15 protein-coding genes and 1 pseudogene are annotated in these 19,574 nt (G+C 63.5%); 13 read left to right on the forward strand and 3 right to left on the reverse strand.

Annotation, left to right across the window (positions count from 1 at the left end; all coding sequences use genetic code 11):
- The 3 genes and pseudogenes from DK261_RS24435 to phhA form a co-directional block, all read right to left on the reverse strand.
- A pseudogene (locus DK261_RS24435) lies at positions 1 to 137 on the reverse strand (aromatic amino acid aminotransferase); the annotation flags it as partial.
- Positions 137 to 493 carry a 4a-hydroxytetrahydrobiopterin dehydratase gene (locus DK261_RS24440; RefSeq protein ID WP_007930096.1) on the reverse strand — a complete coding sequence of 119 codons (357 nt, stop codon included), beginning with the start codon at positions 491 to 493 and terminating at the stop codon, positions 137 to 139. The gene DK261_RS24440 and the pseudogene DK261_RS24435, both read right to left, overlap by 1 nt.
- 69 nt (positions 494 to 562) lie before the next feature.
- Positions 563 to 1,354, reverse strand: a complete 792-nt coding sequence (gene phhA, locus DK261_RS24445) for a phenylalanine 4-monooxygenase (protein WP_007930098.1) — start codon at positions 1,352 to 1,354, stop codon at positions 563 to 565.
- Positions 1,355 to 1,659: 305 nt separating this feature from the next.
- On the opposite strand from phhA, the gene DK261_RS24450 reads away from it, so the two are divergent.
- The 13 genes from DK261_RS24450 to DK261_RS24510 all read left to right on the forward strand — a co-directional run bounded on the left by DK261_RS24450 (position 1,660) and on the right by DK261_RS24510 (position 19,573).
- Entirely contained in the window at positions 1,660 to 3,225 is a 1,566-nt protein-coding gene (locus DK261_RS24450; protein WP_038581185.1) for a sigma-54-dependent phenylalanine hydroxylase transcriptional regulator PhhR, read from the forward strand.
- A 352-nt stretch (positions 3,226 to 3,577) separates the two neighbouring features.
- On the forward strand, positions 3,578 to 4,318 hold the full coding sequence (locus DK261_RS24455) for a flagellar basal body rod protein FlgF (RefSeq protein WP_009047671.1): 741 nt from the start codon (positions 3,578 to 3,580) through the stop codon (positions 4,316 to 4,318).
- Positions 4,319 to 4,363: 45 nt separating this feature from the next.
- A complete protein-coding gene (flgG, locus tag DK261_RS24460; RefSeq protein WP_009047672.1) occupies positions 4,364 to 5,149 on the forward strand; it encodes a flagellar basal-body rod protein FlgG in 786 nt (261 codons plus the stop codon).
- 52 nt (positions 5,150 to 5,201) lie between these two features.
- Complete coding sequence (gene flgH, locus DK261_RS24465; protein WP_009047673.1) at positions 5,202 to 5,897, forward strand: flagellar basal body L-ring protein FlgH; 696 nt, start codon at positions 5,202 to 5,204, stop codon at positions 5,895 to 5,897.
- 27 nt (positions 5,898 to 5,924) lie between these two features.
- Positions 5,925 to 7,013 carry a flagellar basal body P-ring protein FlgI gene (locus DK261_RS24470; RefSeq protein WP_053268480.1) on the forward strand — a complete coding sequence of 363 codons (1,089 nt, stop codon included), beginning with the start codon at positions 5,925 to 5,927 and terminating at the stop codon, positions 7,011 to 7,013.
- A 10-nt stretch (positions 7,014 to 7,023) separates the two neighbouring features.
- Entirely contained in the window at positions 7,024 to 8,304 is a 1,281-nt protein-coding gene (gene flgJ, locus DK261_RS24475; RefSeq protein ID WP_016702269.1) for a flagellar assembly peptidoglycan hydrolase FlgJ, read from the forward strand.
- 10 nt (positions 8,305 to 8,314) lie between these two features.
- A complete protein-coding gene (gene flgK, locus DK261_RS24480; RefSeq protein ID WP_110176672.1) occupies positions 8,315 to 10,366 on the forward strand; it encodes a flagellar hook-associated protein FlgK in 2,052 nt (683 codons plus the stop codon).
- Positions 10,367 to 10,379: 13 nt separating this feature from the next.
- Positions 10,380 to 11,954: a flagellar hook-associated protein 3 gene (locus DK261_RS24485; RefSeq protein ID WP_103331167.1), complete on the forward strand. Its 1,575-nt coding sequence runs from the start codon at positions 10,380 to 10,382 to the stop codon at positions 11,952 to 11,954.
- Positions 11,955 to 12,075: 121 nt separating this feature from the next.
- Positions 12,076 to 15,648 carry a glycosyltransferase gene (locus tag DK261_RS24490; protein ID WP_110176674.1) on the forward strand — a complete coding sequence of 1,191 codons (3,573 nt, stop codon included), beginning with the start codon at positions 12,076 to 12,078 and terminating at the stop codon, positions 15,646 to 15,648.
- Between the two features lie 307 nt (positions 15,649 to 15,955).
- Positions 15,956 to 16,729 (forward strand): glucose-1-phosphate cytidylyltransferase, encoded by a 774-nt coding sequence (gene rfbF / locus DK261_RS24495; RefSeq protein WP_009047679.1) that lies wholly within the window; start codon positions 15,956 to 15,958, stop codon positions 16,727 to 16,729.
- On the forward strand, positions 16,711 to 17,793 hold the full coding sequence (gene rfbG / locus DK261_RS24500) for a CDP-glucose 4,6-dehydratase (RefSeq protein WP_029526189.1): 1,083 nt from the start codon (positions 16,711 to 16,713) through the stop codon (positions 17,791 to 17,793). The genes rfbF and rfbG overlap by 19 nt, the downstream gene beginning before the upstream one ends.
- The gene (locus tag DK261_RS24505; RefSeq protein WP_101281988.1) at positions 17,790 to 18,350 is read left to right on the forward strand and encodes a dTDP-4-dehydrorhamnose 3,5-epimerase family protein; all 561 of its coding nucleotides are present in this window, start codon (positions 17,790 to 17,792) and stop codon (positions 18,348 to 18,350) included. The genes rfbG and DK261_RS24505 overlap by 4 nt, the downstream gene beginning before the upstream one ends.
- Positions 18,347 to 19,573: a class I SAM-dependent methyltransferase gene (locus DK261_RS24510; RefSeq protein ID WP_103331170.1), complete on the forward strand. Its 1,227-nt coding sequence runs from the start codon at positions 18,347 to 18,349 to the stop codon at positions 19,571 to 19,573. The genes DK261_RS24505 and DK261_RS24510 overlap by 4 nt, the downstream gene beginning before the upstream one ends.
- The last annotated feature ends 1 nt before the right edge of the window (position 19,574 follow it).

Consider the following 19,574-nt stretch of genomic DNA (forward strand, 5'->3'; position numbering starts at 1 on the left):
ATCGGCGTCAGCCCCTGGGAATCCTTGTAGACACCGACGCCGAGGTCGAACTTGCGTGGGTTGCTGTCCGACGCATAGGCCTCCATCAGGCCAAGAATCGGGTCGCCGGGTACTCGGCCTATGGCGTCGAAATGCATTACTTGCGTCCTTCTGCGGTCTTGGCCACTTCGTCGGTGCGAGCGGCCATGATGAAGTCGTTGCGGTGCAGGCCCTTGATGGAGTGGCTCCACCAGGTCACGGTGACCTTGCCCCATTCGGTGAGCAGGCCAGGATGATGACCTTCTGCCTCGGAAATTTCACCCATTGCGTTGGTAAAGGCCAGGGCAAATTTGAAGTTTTTGAACAGGAAGACTTTTTCCAGCTGCATGACGCCATCGCGCACTTCGATGTTCCAGTCGGGGATCTGCTTGATCAGCACCGGCAGTTCTTCGTCGCTGACTTGTGGGGCATCGGCGCGGCAGGCTTCGCAATGGGCTTGGTTGAGAGCGGTCATGGTGGGTTCCTGAAATCGGTTCTTGTTGGAAATTACGGGTTTTATGAGCGCTGCGCGAGGGCAGGGTGCTCAGGCCGCCTTGGGTTTGGGCGGAAACTTGGGTGCGTGCAGGCCCATCTGCATGCCCTGGTGCACCAGGGCCATGATGTCTTCATGGGCCAGGTCGAACAGGCGCTTGAGGTTGGGCAGCACAAAGTAGATAGGTTGCAGGATGTCGATGCGGTACGGGGTGCGCATCGCTTCCAGCGGGTCGAAGGCCTGGTGTTCGGGCACGTCCGACAGGCAGTAGACGGTTTCCTTCGGCGAGGAGAGGATGCCGCCGCCGTAGATGCGCTGGCCTTGCGGGGTGTCCAGCAGGCCGAATTCGATGGTCATCCAGTACAGGCGCGCCAGGTACACCCGTTCTTCCTTGGTGGCCTGCAGGCCGAGCTTGCCGTAGGTGTGGGTGAATTCGGCGAACCAGGGATTGGTCAGCAGCGGGCAGTGGCCAAAGATCTCGTGGAAGATGTCCGGCTCTTGCAGGTAGTCCAGTTCTTCGCGGGTACGAATAAAGGTCGCGACCGGAAACTGTTTGCTGGCGAGCAATTCGAAGAAGGTCTGGAAGGGGATCAGCGCCGGCACCCGGGCTACCTGCCAGCCGGTGGTTGCGCCCAGCACCTTGTTGATTTCGCCCAGCTGCGGGATGCGGTCGTGGGGCAGGCCGAGTTTCTCGATGCCGTCCAGGTATTCCTGGCACGCGCGACCCTCGATCACTTTCAGCTGACGAGTGATCAGGGTGTTCCACACCGCGTGTTCTTCATCGGGGTAGTGGATAAAACCTTGCGCGTCGGGCTCGCGGGCCACGTACTGCGTCTGCTTCATGCTGCTCTCCTGTCAGGGGCTGCTTCTTGTTATCAGTTGACGCTAGAGATAACCCAAGGTTGCAGCCCATGCAGCAGGTTGACGTGAACGTAATGGGCGGATCAGGGCTGATTTCGTAAAGTTTTCGTTACGAAAGCGTCGCAGGTCCGCTATTACTGAGAATAGTCGATTTGAAAAGGCCGGTGACTGTCACATAATCTTGACGATTATCTGCGCCACACCGCAGAAAGTTCGTGCCGGACGGTGCCAAAAACGCCGCTTTCTGGCGTTCACGCCCTCCATTACCTGTTTCGGGCCTTTCCTTTATGCGTATCAAAGTCCACTGCCAGAATCGCATCGGCATCCTGCGCGACATTCTCAACCTGCTGGTGGAGTACGGCATCAACGTCGCCCGGGGTGAGGTGGGCGGCGAGCATGGCAATGCCATCTATCTGCATTGCCCGAACCTGATCAACCTGCAGTTCCAGGCGCTGCGGCCGAAGTTCGAGTCGATCGCCGGGGTGTTCGGGGTCAAGCGGGTCGGGCTGATGCCCAGCGAGCGGCGGCATATGGAGCTCAATGCCCTGCTCGGGGCGCTGGAGTTCCCGGTGTTGTCCATCGACATGGGCGGTTCCATCGTCGCCGCCAACCGCGCGGCGGCGCAGCTGTTGGGCGTACGGGTGGACGAGGTACCGGGGATTCCGCTGTCGCGCTATGCCGAGGATTTTGACCTGCCGGAACTGGTGCGGGCCAACAAGTCGCGGATCAACGGCCTGCGGGTCAAGGTCAAGGGTGACGTGTTTCTGGCGGACATCGCGCCGCTGCAATCGGAGCACGACGACAGCGAGGCCATGGCCGGCGCGGTGCTGACGCTGCACCGCGCGGATCGGGTGGGCGAGCGTATCTATAACGTGCGCAAGCAGGAGTTGCGCGGCTTCGACAGTATCTTCCAGAGCTCGAAAGTCATGGCCGCGGTGGTGCGCGAAGCGCGGCGCATGGCACCGCTGGACGCGCCGCTATTGATCGAGGGCGAAACCGGCACCGGCAAGGAACTGCTGGCGCGCGCCTGCCACCTGGCCAGCCCGCGCGGACAATCGCCGCTGATGGCGCTCAACTGCGCCGGCCTGCCGGAATCCATGGCCGAGACCGAGCTGTTCGGCTACGGGCCGGGGGCCTTCGAGGGCGCCCGGGCCGAAGGCAAGCTCGGGCTGCTGGAACTGACCGCCGGCGGCACGCTGTTTCTCGACGGGGTCGGGGAGATGAGCCCGCGCTTGCAGGTCAAGCTCCTGCGCTTTCTGCAGGACGGCTGCTTTCGTCGGGTCGGCAGCGACGAAGAGGTGTACCTGGACGTGCGGGTGATCTGCGCGACCCAGGTCGACCTGTCGGAACTGTGCGCCCGCGGTGAGTTCCGCCAGGACCTGTATCACCGGCTCAATGTCCTGTCCCTGCATATCCCGCCGTTGCGCGAATGCCTCGACGGCCTGACGCCGCTGGTGGAGCACTTCCTCGACCAGGCCAGCCGACAGATCGGCTGCGCCTTGCCCAAGCTGGCGCCGGCGGCCATGGAGCGCCTCAGCCATTACCACTGGCCAGGCAACGTGCGGCAGCTGGAAAACGTGCTGTTCCAGGCGGTGTCCCTGTGCGACGGCGGCACGGTCAAGGCCGAACACATCCGACTGCCGGACTACGGCGTGCGCCAACCCCTTGGCGACTTCTCCCTGGAGGGTGGCCTCGACGAAATCGTCGGGCGTTTCGAAAAGGCGGTGCTCGAACGCCTGTATTCCGAACACCCCAGCAGCCGCCAGCTGGGCAAGCGCCTGGGCGTGTCGCACACCACCATCGCCAACAAGCTGCGCGAATACGAAGTGGGCAAGGGCGCTGGCGAGAGCTGAACTCTTGTAGCCGCTGCCGCAGGCTGCGATCGAGTCCGAAGGACTCGCAAGGCTGGCAGCGTATTACCTCGATCAGATCGCGGGTATGGGGTTGGCGTCTGCTTCGCAGTCAATCGCAGCCTGCGGCAGCGGCTACAGAGCCTTGTTGCGCTGCAGAGGCCGAGCCTTGCCGTAAGCGGCATATCTGCGCCGGTTTTTCGTCTTTGACACAATCGCTCGATTTCCTTCGATCGCCCTCAAGCTCCCGGATTTCCTGCCTTCGGCCGCCCGAAAAACAAGTTGGTGCGCTTATTGCTTATGGCTCAGCAGTACAGCGGTGGACGGCAAACGTCCGACATGCAGAGGAAAGACTGTGGACAAGTACCTTTATGTGGCCATGACCGGTGCCAGCCAGAATGCGCTGGCGCAAAAGGCGCATGCCAACAACCTGGCGAACATCTCCACCAACGGTTTTCAGCGCGACCTGGAGCAGGCGCGTTCGATGCCGGTGTTTGGTGACAGCTTTCCGGCGCGGGCCTTTGCCATGTCCGAGCGTCCGGCTACCGATTTCACCCCGGGCTCGCTGGTGGAAACCGGTCGTGATCTCGACGTGGCGGTCAGCGGCAATGGCTGGATCGCCGTGCAGACCCCGGATGGCGGTGAAAGCTACGTGCGCACCGGCAGCCTGAATATCGACGCCCTGGGCGTGTTGCGTGCCGGCAACGGCATGCCGGTGATCGGCAACGGCGGCCCGATCGCCGTGCCGCCGGAGCAGCAGGTGGAAGTCGGCCAGGACGGCACCATCAGCATCCGCGCCATGGGTGAAGGCCCACGGGTGATGGCCGAGGTCGACCGCATCAAGCTGGTCAACCCGGACCTGAAGAACATGACCAAGGGTCTGGACGGTTCGATCCATACCAAGGACGGCAAGCCGGCAGCGGCTGACGCCAATGTGCAACTGGTCTCGGGTTTCCTCGAGTCGAGCAACGTCAATGCGGTCGAGGAAATGACCTCGGTGCTGGCGCTCTCCAAGCAGTTCGAACTGCACATCAAGATGATGAACACCGCCAAAGAAGACGACCAGGCCATGGCTCGGGTCTTGCAGATCAGCTAATTACCAGTACGTCGCGCCGTAAAACAGGCGCACGAGGAGAATCGAATGCTTCCGGCTCTGTGGGTTGCCAAAACAGGTCTGTCCGCCCAGGACACTAACCTGACCACCATTTCCAACAACCTGGCGAACGTTTCGACCACGGGTTTCAAACGTGATCGCGCCGAGTTCCAGGACCTGCTGTATCAGATCAAGCGTCAGCCTGGCGCCCAGTCGACCCAGGACAGCGAGCTGCCGTCGGGCCTGCAGCTGGGTACTGGTGTGCGCATCGTCGGCACCCAGAAGAACTTCACCGCCGGCAGCCTGCAGACCACCGAGCAGCCGCTGGACATGGCCATCAACGGCCGCGGTTTCTTCCAGATCCTGCAACCGGACGGCACCACTTCCTACACCCGTGACGGCACCTTCCACCTGGACTCCAACGGCCAGATCGTCACCGCCAACGGCTTCGCGCTGGAACCGGCGATCGTCGTACCGAACGATGCCCAGACCTTCACCGTGGGCCAGGACGGCACCGTCTCGATCACCACCGCCGGCAACCCGGCCTCGCAAGTGATCGGCAACCTGCAGACCGCCGACTTCATCAATCCGGCCGGCCTGCAAGCGACGGGCAACAACCTGTTCCTGGAAACCGCCGCCAGTGGCGCGCCGCAAGTCGGTACCCCGGGCCTCAACGGTTTCGGCACCACCCTGCAGAACACCCTGGAAACCTCCAACGTCAGCACCGTTGAGGAGATGGTCAACATGATCACCACCCAGCGCGCCTACGAGATGAACTCCAAGGTGATCTCCACCGCCGACCAGATGCTCTCGTTCGTCACGCAGAATCTGTAATCAAGTCCTAGGGGCGGCCCAGCGGCCGCCTGCAGCACCATGAGGTAGGGTCATGAATCGCTTTGTATCTGTTCTCGCACTGAGTGGGTTCGTCGTGCTCGCGGGCTGCGTGGCCCCGCCACCGAAGCCCAATGACCCGTATTACGCTCCGGTGTTGCCGCGTACTCCGTTGCCGGCTGCGGCCAACAACGGCTCGATCTACCAGGCCGGCTTCGAGCAGAACCTGTACAGCGACCGCAAGGCGTTCCGCGTGGGCGACATCATCACCATCACCCTCAACGAGCGGACCCAGGCGAGCAAGAACGCCAACTCGCAGATCGACAAGAACAGCAAGACCGGCATCGGCCTGACTTCGTTTTTCGGTGGCGGCCTGAGCACCAATGACCCGATAGGTAGCGGTGACCTGAGCCTCGATGTCGGCTACAGCGGCGACCGGGCCACCAAGGGCGACAGCAAGTCCGGCCAGAGCAACAGCCTGACCGGCTCGATCACCGTGACGGTGGCCGACGTGTTGCCCAACGGCATCATCGCCGTGCGCGGCGAGAAGTGGCTGACCCTCAACACCGGCGACGAGCTGGTGCGGATTGCCGGCCTGGTGCGTGCCGACGATATCGCCACCGACAACACGGTGTCCTCGACCCGCGTCGCCGACGCGCGCATCACCTATTCGGGCACCGGTGCCTTTGCCGATGCGAGCCAGCCGGGCTGGTTCGACCGTTTCTTCCTCAGCCCGCTGTTCCCTTTCTAGGTGGCTACGTTGAATTTCAAACGCCTCATGCTGGCCGCGCTGTTGCTCTCGGCGGCCTGCAACGCTCACGCCGAACGGCTGAAGGACATCGCCAGCATTTCCGGCGTGCGTTCCAACCAGTTGATCGGCTACGGCCTGGTGGTCGGGCTTAACGGCACCGGCGACCAGACGACCCAGACACCCTTCACCCTGCAGACCTTCAACAACATGCTGTCGCAGTTCGGCATCAAGGTACCGCCGGGTTCCGGCAACGTGCAGTTGAAGAACGTCGCGGCGGTATCGGTGAGTGCCGATCTGCCGGCGTTCGCCAAGCCGGGGCAGCAGGTGGATATCACCGTGTCCTCCATCGGTAACTCCAAGAGCCTGCGCGGCGGCACCTTGCTGCTGACGCCGCTCAAGGGGATCGACGGCAACGTCTACGCCATCGCCCAGGGCAACCTGGTGGTGGGCGGTTTCGACGCCGAAGGTCGTGACGGTTCGAAGATCACGGTCAACGTTCCGTCGGCCGGTCGCATCCCGGGCGGCGCCTCGGTGGAGCGCGCGGTGCCGAGCGGTTTCAACCAGGGCAACAGCCTGACCCTGAACCTCAACCGTTCCGACTTCACCACCGCCAAGCGCATCGTCGACAAGATCAACGACATGCTCGGCCCGGGCGTGGCCCAGGCCATCGACGGCGGTTCGATCCGTGTTACCGCGCCGCTCGATCCGAGCCAGCGCGTCGACTACCTGTCGATCCTCGAGAACCTGGAAATCGATCCGGGGCAGGCGGTGGCCAAGGTCATCATCAACTCGCGTACCGGCACTATCGTCATCGGCCAGAACGTCAAGGTCTCGCCAGCCGCCGTGACCCACGGCAGCCTCACCGTGACCATCACCGAAGACCCGATCGTCAGCCAGCCGGGTCCGCTGTCCAACGGCCAGACCGCGGTCGTGCCGCGTTCGCGGGTCAACGCCGAGCAGGAAGCCAAGCCGATGTTCAAGTTCGGCCCGGGCACCACCCTCGACGAGATCGTGCGTGCGGTGAACCAGGTCGGCGCGGCACCGGGCGACCTGATGGCGATCCTCGAAGCCTTGAAACAGGCCGGCGCGCTGCAAGCCGACCTGATCGTGATTTGAGGTAGGGGTCATGGATATTCGCAAGAGCGGTCTGGTCAGCAGCGGCGATTCGGGTTCCTACTCGGACCTCAACCGGCTTAACCAGCTCAAGGTCGGCGACAAGAACAGCGACGCCAACATGCGCAAGGTGGCGCAGGAGTTCGAGTCGCTGTTCCTCAACGAAATGCTCAAGTCCATGCGCTCGGCTACCGAAGCGCTGGGCAAGGACAACCCGCTCAACACTCCGGCGGCCAAGCAGTACCAGGAAATGTACGACCAGCAGCTGGCGGTTTCCATGTCCCGCGAGGGCGGTGGTATCGGCCTGGCCGATGTGCTGATGCGCCAGATGTCGAAGAACAAATCCACCACTGCGGCAGCGGCCTCGACCTTGCCCGGTGGCCAGGCTGAAAAGGTCGCGCTGACTGAAAAGGTCGCGACGCCAACCGCCATCGCTGCCGGCACCACGGCATTGGGCGGCCCGTTGTCGCGGGTCAATGGCCAGCGTCCGCTGTGGGCCTCCCGTGCGCTGGAGCCACAGCGCGCCGCCGACAGCGGTACCCATAACGATATGGCGCTGCTCAACCAGCGGCGCATTTCCCTGCCGAGCAAGCTGACCGATCGCTTGCTGGCGGGCATCGTGCCGTCGGCCGACAGTGCCGCCACCAACCGGACGGCCTTGCCGGAGCGCACCACGGCCGCTACCGACGCGCTGGTCAAGAACAGCTCGCGCAGCTTTGCCGCGGTGCCGCACGGACGCATGCAGATCTACGGCCGCGCCGTGGCCCAGCCACCGTTGGCGCCGGCGAAGAAAGCCTTCAGTTCGGCGGATGAATTCGTCGCCACCATGCTGCCGATGGCGCAGCAGGCCGCCGACCGCATCGGGGTCGATCCACGCTACCTGGTCGCCCAGGCGGCGCTGGAAACCGGTTGGGGCAAATCGGTGATGCGCCAGCAGGACGGTAGCAGCAGCCACAACCTGTTCGGCATCAAGGCCGGCAGCAGTTGGAAGGGCGACCAGGCACGGGCGATCACCAGCGAATTCAGAAATGGGCAGATGGTCAAGGAGACGGCCGAGTTCCGTTCCTATGCCTCGTATCAGGACAGCTTCCACGACCTGGTGACCTTGTTGCAGAGCAACAATCGCTATCAAGAAGTGCTGAAGGCGGCCGATAACCCCGAACAGTTTGTACGTGAATTGCAGAAAGCCGGGTATGCAACCGACCCGGACTACGCAAGCAAGATTTCGCAGATTGCCAAGCAGATGAAGAGCTACGAGAACTACGCTGCGGCGGGCGCTTCCACGAATTTATAAGGTCTGAATCATGAGTTTGCTCAATATCGGGATGTCGGGGCTGTCAGCCAGCCAAACGTCGTTGATGACCACGGGTAACAACATCGCCAACGCCGATACCGCCGGTTACTCGCGCCAGCAGACCGTGCAGGGCAGCAAGGCTTCGAACCAGTACGGTAACGTCTTCATCGGCAGCGGTACTACCCTGGCCGACGTGCGCCGGGTGTACAACAGCTACCTGGATGCCCAGCTGCAGACCACCACCTCGCTGAACAGCGATGCCGCCGCTTACCTGGGCCAGATCACCCCGGTGGACAAGCTGCTGTCGGACAGCGGCACCGGTATCACCGGCGCGCTGACCAAATTCTTTGCCTCGATGCAGAACGTCAACGCCAAGCCGGCCGACGATGCCTCGCGCCAATTGCTGCTCAGCGACGCGCAAGCCCTGAGCAACCGCTTCAATTCCGTTTCCAGCCAGTTGAACGAGCAGAACGCCAATATCAACGGCAACCTGAGCAGCATGGCTGACCAGGTCAACAAGCTGGCGGCCACTGTCGCCCAGCTGAACCAGAAGATTTCCGAAGTCTCCAGCGGCGGCGGAATGCCCAACGACCTGCTCGACGCGCGCAACGAGACGCTGCGCCAGCTGTCGCAGTTCGTCAAGGTGGATGTCTCGGAGCGCGGCTCGAGCGTCGACCTGTACCTGGGCAGCGGCCAGCCGCTGGTCGTGGGTAACACCACCAGCAAGCTGGAAGTGGTCCCTGGCAAGACCGACCCGACCCGTTCTTCGCTGCAACTCAATCGCGGCTCGAGCACTATCGATGTGACCTCGGTGGTCACCGGTGGCGAGATCGGCGGCCTGTTGCGCTATCGCAACGAGGTGCTGGACCCGGCGATGAACGAACTGGGGCGCGTGGCCCTGGTGATCGCCGACCAGGTCAACAGCCAGCTCGGACAAGGTATCGACAAGAACGGCGAGTTTGGCGCGGCGCTGTTCAACAACATCAACAGTGCGGCCCTGATCAGCCAGCGCAGCATTGCCAACGGTAACAACAGCGCCGGCTCGGGCAACCTCAATGTGACCATCAAGGACACCGGCAAGCTGACTATCAGCGACTACCAGGTGACCTTCACCAGCGCCACCGACTACACCGTCAAGCGCTCCGACGGCACCAGCCTGGGCGCGTTCAGCACCACCACCACGCCGCCACCGGTGATCGACGGTTTCACCCTGAGCCTCAATGGCGGGGCTATGAGCGCCGGCGACAGTTTCAAGATCACCCCGACCCGCAACGCGGCGACCACGATCAAGACCGAACTGACCGACGCCAAGCGCCTGGCCATCGCCGCGCCGCTGAATGCCGAAGTGCTGCCAGGGGCCACCGGTTCGCTGAGCATTCCAGGCCTGCCGACAGTCAAGCCGGCGCTGGACATCTACAACTCGGCCGCCAACGCCGAGATGCAGACCGCGATCAAGAACTCGGTACCGGTCAAGCTGGTCTTCGACGCCCCCGCGGGCGGTAGCCAGGGCTACAAGTACTACGATGCCAAGGGCACGTTGATGGGCACCGGTTCGATCGTACCGGGGCAGAACAACACGCTGAACCTGCAGATCAAGATGGTCGATGCCAGCGGCAACCCGATCACCGACGGCGGCACACCGCCGGTGCAGAAAACCTTCACCGTGGAAATGAGCGTCGCCGGCTCGCCGAAGGACGGCGAAGGACTGAACGTCAAGTTCAACGGCGCCGGTTCCACCGACAACCGCAACGGCATCGCGCTGGCGGGGCTACAGACCAAGCAGACCGTGGATACCGGTTCGGCCAGCAAGGGCATCACCCTGGTCGACGCCTACGGCAAGCTGGTGGAGAACGTCGGTGCCAAGGCCAGCCAGGGCAAGCTCGACAGTGCGGCCACCGAGGCGATCCTGGCCAACGCCAAGGGCGCGCGGGACTCGTTGTCCGGGGTCGACCTGGATGAAGAGACCGGCAACCTGGTCAAGTACCAGCAGTACTACACCGCGTCCTCGCAAATCATCAAGGCGGCGCAGGAAACCTTCGCCACCCTGATCAACAGCCTTTAAGGAGTCGTAGTCCATGCGTATTTCCACCGCCCAGTTTTACGAGTCCTCGGCTGCCAACTACCAGAAGAACTTCGCCAATGTGGTCAAGAGCAGCGAAGAGGCCAGCAGCCTGGTTCGCGTCAACACCGCGGCCGACGATCCGGTAGGCGCCTCGCGCCTGCTGCAACTGGGCCAGCAGGCTTCGCTGTTGAGCCAGTACTCGGCCAACACCACCTCGATCAAGGCATCCCTGGGCCAGGCCGAATCGGTCCTGACCAGCATCACCAACGTTCTGGCACGTGCCCAGGAACTGGCGAGCGGAGCCGGCAACGCCGGTTACACCGACGATGACCGCAAGGCCAATGCCGCCGAACTGGCGCAGATCGAAGAGCAGCTGTTGAGCCTGATGAACACTCAGGACGAAAACGGCAAATACATCTTTGCCGGTTCCCAGGGCGACACCGTGCCGTTCACCCGCAATTCCGACGGCACCTACAGCTACAACGGCGACCAGACCACGCTGAACCTGCCAGTGGGCGACACCATGTCCATGGCCACCAACACCACCGGCTGGGCCGCCTTCCAGCAAGCCATCAACACCAGCCGCAGCCAGGTCAGCATGACTGCCCCGGCAGTGGATGACGGTCGGGTGACGCTGTCCAACGGCCAGGTGTCTTCGAATCCGAAGTACAACAGCGAGTTCCGCAGCGGCGAGCCGTACACCATCAGCTTCCTCAGCAGCACTCAGTTCAAGATCACCGACAGCGCCGGCAACGACGTGACGTCCGAGGCCAGCCAGAATGGCTCCTTCTCCTCCAGCAAGGGCGCCGAGGCACAGACCGTCAGTTTCCGTGGCGTCGATCTGCGCCTGAGCATCAACCTGAAACCCGGCGATGCCACCCCCCCGAACACGGAGATCGCCGGTCACAGCTTCACCCTGGCGGCCAAGCCCGACTCCTTCAATGTCTCGCGCAGCCCGGGCAACCCGTCGACCGCGGTCGTGACTGGTGCCAGCGTCAGCAACAACAACGCCTACAACGCCAGCTTCCCGAGCGGCGGTGCGATCCTCAAGTTCACCAGCGCCACCGACTACGAGCTGTATGCGTCGCCGTTGACTGCTGACAGCAAGCCGGTTTCCACCGGCACCATGGCCGGCTCCACCGCCACCGCGTCTGGTGTGAACTTCACCTTCAGCGGTACCCCGGCGGCGGGCGACCAGTATGTGGTGGCGGTCAACAACCACCAGACCCAGAACGTCCTCGATACCATCAGCCAGCTGCGTACGGTGCTGAATACACCGACCAACGGGGATCCGGTCGCCATCCAGAAACTCAATGCCGGGTTGCAGGCGGGGATGGCCAACCTGGCCAGCGGCGCCAACCAGGTGGCGAGCGCGGTCAGCGACATCGGCGGCCGGGGTTCGGCGCTGGATATCCAGAACGAGACCAACCTGAGCCTGAGCGCGGCCAACACCCAGACCCAGTCGGCGATCCGCGATTCCGACCCGGCCGAGGTGATGACCCGCCTGACCCTGCAACAGACCATGCTGCAAGCTTCGCAACTGGCCTTCAGCAAGATTGCCCAGCTGGGCCTGTTCAACAAGGTCTGAGCCTGAGCCGGTCGCGCTCCTGTGAGCGCGGCCGCGCCGTCGAGCCGTCAACCGTCTTCATTAAGCGGTTTCGGGGCCCGCGCCTGACCAGGCCGGGCCCGCCGCTCGAGAGTTTCCCGCCGTGAATCAACGCCCTCTAGTCAGCATCGTCATCCCAGCCTTCAATCCGCGCTTCTTCAGCCAGGCGTTCGAGAGTGCGCTGGCCCAGACCTGGGAGCGGGTCGAAATCGTCATCTGCGACGACTCGGCCGGCGACGAGATTCGTGAGGTGGTCGAGGCCATCGTAGAACCTCCCCATCCGGTGCGTTATCTGCGCAACCCGCAACGCCTGGGCCTGCAGAAGAACCTGCTGCGCTGTGTCGAAGAGGCGCGGGGCGAGCTGATCAAGATCCTCTGTGACGACGATCGCCTGTTCGCCCCGAGCATCGCCCTGCAGGCCCAGGTGCTGGTCGATCATCCCGAGATCAATCTGGTCTGCGCCCTGCGCATGATGAGCGATGCCGGTAACTTCATTCTGCCGCCGCGGGTCGAGAACGCCCGGCTGTCGCCGAACGACGCCATGCTCAAGGGCGACGACATGCTGGCGATCCTCGAGAGCACGCCACGCAACTTCCTTGGCAATTTCAGTTCGACCCTGATGCGTCGCGCCGACGTGCTCGAGCTGTTGCCAGCCTTGACCCAGGAGGGCGCAGGTTTCCTCGCGTTGCTGGATCTGGCGCTGTTCGTGTGCCTGATGCGGCGTGGCAACCTGGCGCTACTTAACACTGTGCTGAGCACCGAGCGCCTGTATCCGGAACGCTTGAGCAAGCAGCCGGAAATGCAGCGGGCGGAGAAGATCGAATGGGACTGGCTGGCGCAGATGCTCGCCGCGCGCAGCGGCGAGTCGGCCCCGGCCTCGGGCTGGGTGCGTTGCGTCGACCTGGCAAAAATGTCCGAGCCATCCTGGCAGTGGGACGAACTCTGCGTGACCCGGGTGCTCGGCAACCGCAACACCGTGGTCAGTGGTCGGGTCGGCGGCGAGAGCGAAAGTTATGCCGACTTCTACCAGGAGTGGCTGGCGATCCGGCGTTTCAGCGAGACCGAGAAACGCCATCTGCCACAGCGTATCGCCAGCTGGTCAGCGCGACCGCAGATCGTGCCCGTGGTGATCGATGTGGATGCGGATGGTGTGGCACTGGAGTCGACCTTGCAAAGCCTGGCGCAGCAGCTGTATGCGCCGCAGGCAATCCTGGTCCTGTCCAATGCCGAATGCGCGGAGCACGAACGCGTGCTGCAACTGCCACTGGAAACACCGTGGCCGCAGCAGCTCAATGCGCTGGTGCCGCAGCTGGAAGGTTGCCACTGGTTTTACCTGCTGCGCGCCGGCGACCTGCTCCAGGAATCGGCGCTGCTGATCCTCGCCGAGCGCATCGCCGCGACGCCGGGCGCGCTGTGCATCTACAGCGATGAAGGCGCGCGGATCGAGGGCGAGTCCAGCGATCCGGTGTTCAAGCCGGACTTCAACCTGGACCTGATGCGCGGTTACCCCTATGTCGGCCGGATGCTGGCATTCGAGCGCGAGCGTTTTCTGGCTCTGGGCGGTTTCGATCCGGCCTTCGGCGAACTGGCCCCCCATGACGTGCTGTGGCGCCTGGTGGAAGAGGCGGGGCCACAGACCATCGGACACATTGCCGAGATCCAGGTCGAGAGCCCATACAATTTCGCCGACTGGCTGTCGCTGCCCGAAGTGATCGAGGGCAACGCCGGCCTGGTCGGTGCGCATCTGGACAGGATCGGTGTCGAGCACCGGATTCGTCATGACGAATTGCCGCTGCTCAACCACATCGACTACCTGTTCCCGCAGCGGCCGCTGGTGTCGATCATCATCCAGGCCGGCGATTCGCTGGCGGCCTTGCAGCGCTGCACCGAAAGCCTGATCGAAAAGACCGCCTACAGCCATTACGAGATCCTGATCGTCGATAGCGGCAGCCGCGACCCGGCCATGGCCGCTTGGCTGGAGGCGATGGCGCAGCTGGGCGCCGACATGCTGCGGGTGTTGCCGTTCGCCGGCAGCGGCACTGAGGCGGCGGTACGCAATTACGCAGCGCAACAGGCGCGCGGCGAATACCTGCTGTTGCTCAGCGCCAATGCCCTGATCTGCTCCGGTGACTGGCTGGACGAACTGCTCAATCACGCCCGGCGGCCGGAAGTCGGCGTGGTGGGAGCACGGATGCTCGGCCTGGACGGCTCGATTGTGCATGCGGGGCTGATCCTTGGCCTGGCCGGCGCTGCCAGTTCGCCGTTCCAAGGCGAGGCCGCCAGCGCCCGCGGTTACATGCAGCGCTTGCAGGTGCCGCAGAGCTGGAGTGCGGTCAGTGGCGATTGTCTGATGGTGCGCAAGGAAGTCTTTGACAGTGTCGGCCAGCTGGATGAGGTCAGCTATTCCCGGGGGCTGAGTGATGTCGACCTGTGCCTGCGGGTCAACCGCGACGGTTACCTGGTGGTCTGGACGCCCTATGCCAGCTTGATGCTGGCGCCCGTCGAGCAGGCGCCGCAAGAGCCAGGAGCCCTGGAGCGACAGGAGCGCGAGCACGACACCTTCTATCGCCGCTGGATGCCTCTGGTCGCCCGCGATCCGGCCTACAACCCGGCCCTGAGCCTGGGGTATTCCAGCTTCAGCCTGGAGGTGGGGCTGCGCGACAACTGGAACCCGTTCTCGACCCGGGCCTTGCCGCTGGTGCTCGGCTTGCCGGTAACCAAAACGGCAGTGGGCCATTACCGGGTGACCGCGCCCCTCATGGCGCTGGAAGAGGAAGGGCGGCTGCTCGGTCGGTTCGCCTATGAGTCCCCGTCGAGTGTGGAGATTGAGCGCCTGTCCCCCGATTCGATCATTCTGCAATGTCGCTACAGCGGCGGCGCGGAGAGCGATATCCAGCGTATGAAAAACTACTCCAGTGCCCTGAGGGTATTCGAGCTGGACGACTACGTGATCAGCGCGCCGAAGAAAAACTCCCATGCGCGCAACACGCCGGTCAATACCGAAGAAATGCTGCGCCAGAGCATTGCTCTGTGTGATCGGGTAGTGGTCACCACGCAACCGCTGGCCGATACGCTGTCGGGAATGCACAGCGATATCCGGATCGTGCCGAACATGCTGCCGGTCGATCCCTGGGGCAGTCTGACCAGCCGCCGCGGCACCTCGAGCAAGCCACGGGTAGGCTGGGGGGGAGGGACCAGCCACACCGGCGACCTGGAAATTATTGTCGATGTGGTGCGTGAGCTGGCCAATGAAGTCGAGTGGGTGTTCTTCGGCATGTGTCCGGACGAGCTGCGGCCTTATGTCCATGAGTTCCACTCCGTCATTAGTCTGCAGGCCTACCCGTTCAAACTGGCCAGCCTCAACCTCGACCTGGCCCTGGCGCCGCTGGAGTTTCACATCTTCAACGACTGCAAGAGCAACCTGCGCCTGTTGGAATACGGTGCCTGCGGTTACCCGGTGATCTGCACCGACACCGAGGCCTATCGCGGCTACCTGCCGTGTACCAAGGTCGTGAGTAACAGCACCCAGGAGTGGATCGAGGCGATCCGCATGCACCTGGCCGACCCCGACGCCAGCTACCGCATGGGCGATGCGCTGCGCGAAGAAGTCCTGCGCGACTACATGCTGCGGGGCAACAACCTGAATCTATGGCTGCAGGGGTGGCTGCCGGATTGATGGGGTGCGGGAACACAACCAGCCAGGCTTAGACGCCTGGCTTTTTTATGGCGGCGATTCAGGGGCAGGTTTCGCCGCTCAAGCACCTCTTGTCGTACTGTCCCATGGCCTATTCCACAGCCCCAGGGTCATGGACCCGGGACCCAGGAGCTGGCGCGTTTCCTGCAAGCCCCCCTCGATATCGCCATAAAACGAGCGTTTTCGCTGACCCGCGAAACGCCGTCAACGGCACAAGGTTTTATCCAGAAGGCCCGCAAAAAGCTCGGTACAGCTTGGCAGAGCCCTGTGACGAACAAGAGGGGAGACGATGAAGGCAGTTATTTTGGCGGGTGGCCTGGGTACGCGCATCAGCGAGGAGTCCCATCTCAAGCCCAAGCCGATGATCGAGATTGGTGGCAAGCCAATTCTCTGGCACATCATGAAGCAGTACTCCGCCCACGGCATTCACGACTTCGTGATCTGCCTGGGCTACAAGGGGTACGCGATCAAGGACTTCTTCGCCAACTACTTTCTGCACACCTCCGATGTCACCTTCGACATGCGGGAAAACCGCATGGACGTTCACCAGAACTACAGCGAGCCCTGGCGCGTGACGCTGATCGACACCGGTGAGGAAACCATGACCGGCGGCCGTCTGCGCCGGGCCGGGCGTTACCTGGAGAACGAAGAAGCCTTCTGCTTCACCTACGGCGACGGTGTGTCCGACCTGAATATCGGCGCCCTGGTGGACTTCCACCTGGCCCACGGCAAGCACGCGACCGTCACCGCGGTGCAGCCGCCCGGCCGTTACGGCGCTCTGGAGCGCGACGGCGACAGCGTCCTGGGCTTTACCGAAAAGCCCCGCGGTGACGGTGGCTGGATCAACGGTGGCTTCTTCGTGCTGTCGCCCAAGGTGTTGCCGCTGCTGAGCGCCGACGACACGGTGTGGGAAGCCGAGCCGCTGACTACCCTGGCCCGGCAAGGCCAGTTGCACGCCTTCCAGCACGACGGCTTCTGGCATCCGATGGACACCCTGCGTGACAAGAACCACCTGGAGCAGCTCTGGCAGAGTGGGGAGGCCCCATGGAAGCAATGGGACTGAGCCCGCAATTCTGGCGCGGCAAGCGGGTCCTGCTGACCGGCCACACCGGCTTCAAGGGCAGCTGGCTGACCCTGTGGCTGCAAAGCCTGGGGGCCGAAGTCAGCGGTTTTTCCCTGGACCCTGCGACCGAGCCGAGCCTGTTCGAGCTGGCGCGGGTCGCCGAGGGCATCAACGACCAGCGTGGCGACCTGCGCGATCTTGGCGCCTTGCTGGAGCTGATCGCCGAGACGCAGCCGGAAATCGTCCTGCACCTGGCGGCGCAACCGTTGGTACGCGAGGGCTATCGTGACCCGCTGGGCACATACTCGAGCAACGTGATGGGTACGTTGAACCTGCTGGAAGCGATCCGCCAGGTCGGCGGCGTGCGCGCCTGCGTGCTGGTGACCACCGACAAGGTCTACGCCAACCAGGAATGGCTGTGGCCCTACCGCGAAAACGAAGCCCTGGGTGGGCATGACCCCTACAGCAGCAGCAAGGCGTGCTGCGAATTGCTGGCGCAGTCCTATGCCGCCTCATTCTTCCCGGCCGACAAGTACGCCGAACACGGCCTGGCCCTGGCCACCGCGCGTGCCGGCAACGTGCTGGGCGGCGGCGACTTTGCCCCGGAACGGCTGATTCCCGATGTGCTCAAGGCCTGGTCGGCCGACGAGCCGGTAACCCTGCGCTACCCGCAGGCGGTGCGCCCGTGGCAGCACGCCCTGGAGCCACTGGCCGGCTACCTGCAACTGGCCGCCGGGCTCTACGAACAAGGGCCGCAGTTCGCCGGGGCCTGGAACTTCGGGCCAAGCGAAGCGGACATGTGCAGCGTCGGCGAAGTGGTCGAGTTGCTGGCCGCGCGCTGGCCGGCGGCCCCCGGCTTGCGCATCGAACCGAGCGACCTGCACGAGGCCGGCCTGTTGCGCCTGGACAGCAGCCGCGCACGCCAGCTGCTGGCCTGGCAACCGCGCTGGTCGCTGCAGCAATGCCTGGCGCAGACCCTGGATTGGCACCTGGCCTGGCAACGTGGCGACGATATGCGCGCTGTGACCCTCGCCCAACTGAACCTGTACCGGGGCGCGCTGTGAGCGAGTTTTCCTTGAAACAGCTGCCGCTGGCCGGGCTGTTCAGCGTCCAGCACAAACGCTTCGAAGATCAGCGCGGACACTTCGCCCGGCTGTTCTGCGAAGGCAGTCTGAGTGCATTCGGCAGCGAGTTTCATATCCGCCAGATCAACCATTCCTGTACCCGCGAGAAGGGCAGTGTGCGCGGTCTGCATTACCAGAACGCCAATGCGCCGGAAGCCAAGCTGATTACCTGCCTGCGCGGCGAGGTGTGGGATGTGGCGGTGGATCTGCGTCCGGACTCCGAGACCTTTCTGCACTGGCACGCCGAGCACTTGAAGGCCGGCGATGGCCGCAGCCTGCTGATCCCGACCGGATTCGCCCACGGTTTTCAGACCCTCACCGACGACGCCGAGCTGCTCTACCTGCACAGCGCCGATTACACGCCGGAGCACGAGGGCGGTCTGTCGGTGAATGATCCACGGCTGGCGATTGCCTGGCCGTTGCCTGTCAATAATCTGTCGGCCCGGGATTCCAGCCATCCCGCGCTCGATCAACACTTTGCTGGAGTGCGTCTATGAACTGCCGTGGGTGCGCCGCGCCGCTGAGCCTGCCGTTGATCGACCTCGGCACCTCACCACCGTCCAACGCCTATGTGCATGCCGAGCGTCTTGAACAGGCCGAGCAATGGGTGCCGCTGAAGGTTGCCGTGTGCCAGCAATGCTGGCTGGTACAGACCGAGGATTACACCAGCGCCGAAAGCCTGTTCGATGCCGAATACGCCTATTTCAGTTCGTTCTCCAGCACTTGGCTGGCCCACGCCGAGCGCTATGTGGCCGAGATGGTCGAGCGCTTTGGCTTGACGGCTGACAGCCGTGTGGTGGAAGTCGCCGCCAACGACGGTTACCTGTTGCAGTACGTGGCCGCTCGCGGGATCAAATGCCTGGGCGTCGAGCCGACCCGCAGCACCGCGCAAGCCGCGCGGGAAAAAGGCCTGGAGATTCGTGAGCTGTTCTTCGGTCGCGACACCGCCGCGCAGCTGAAAAACCAAGGCTGGGCGGCAGACCTGATGGCGGCCAACAATGTGCTGGCCCATGTACCGGACATCAACGATTTCCTCGGTGGTTTCGCGACGCTGCTCAAGCCGACCGGCGTGGCCACCTTCGAATTCCCGCAACTGCTGACGCTGATGGCCGGCGCGCAGTTCGACACCCTATATCACGAACACTATTCCTATCTATCCCTGACCGCCGTGCAGGCACTGTGCGAGCGCAACGGACTGGAAGTCTTCGACGTCAGCCAGTTGACCACCCATGGCGGTTCGCTGCGGGTTTTCGTCCAGCGCAAGGACGGCGAACGCCGCGCCGTGCAACCGGCGGTGCAGCAGCAGTTGCAAACCGAGTTCGACGCGGGCGTGAAGACCCCCGAGTACTACGCAACCCTGGCGCCGGCCGCCGAGCGCATCAAGCATGAGCTGCTGCGCTTCCTGCTCCAGGCCAAGGCCGAAGGCAAGCGCGTGGTGGGTTACGGCGCCGCGGCCAAGGGCAACACCTTGCTCAATTACGCCGGGGTCAAGCCGGACCTGCTGGCCTGGGTCGCCGACGCCAGCCCGCACAAGCAGGGCAAGTTCCTGCCCGGCAGCCGGATTCCGGTGGTCGCGCCAGAGCGTATCGACAGCGAGCGCCCGGACTATGTGCTGGTGCTGCCGTGGAACCTGTTGGCGGAAGTCAGCGAGCAGCTGGCCCACGTTCGCCAGTGGGGCGGACGTTTCGTGATCGCCGTGCCCGAGTTGAAGCTGCTGTGAG

The sequence above is a fragment of the Pseudomonas sp. RW409 genome, assembly GCF_003184125.1.
GTDB lineage: Bacteria > Pseudomonadota > Gammaproteobacteria > Pseudomonadales > Pseudomonadaceae > Aquipseudomonas > Aquipseudomonas chlororaphis_I.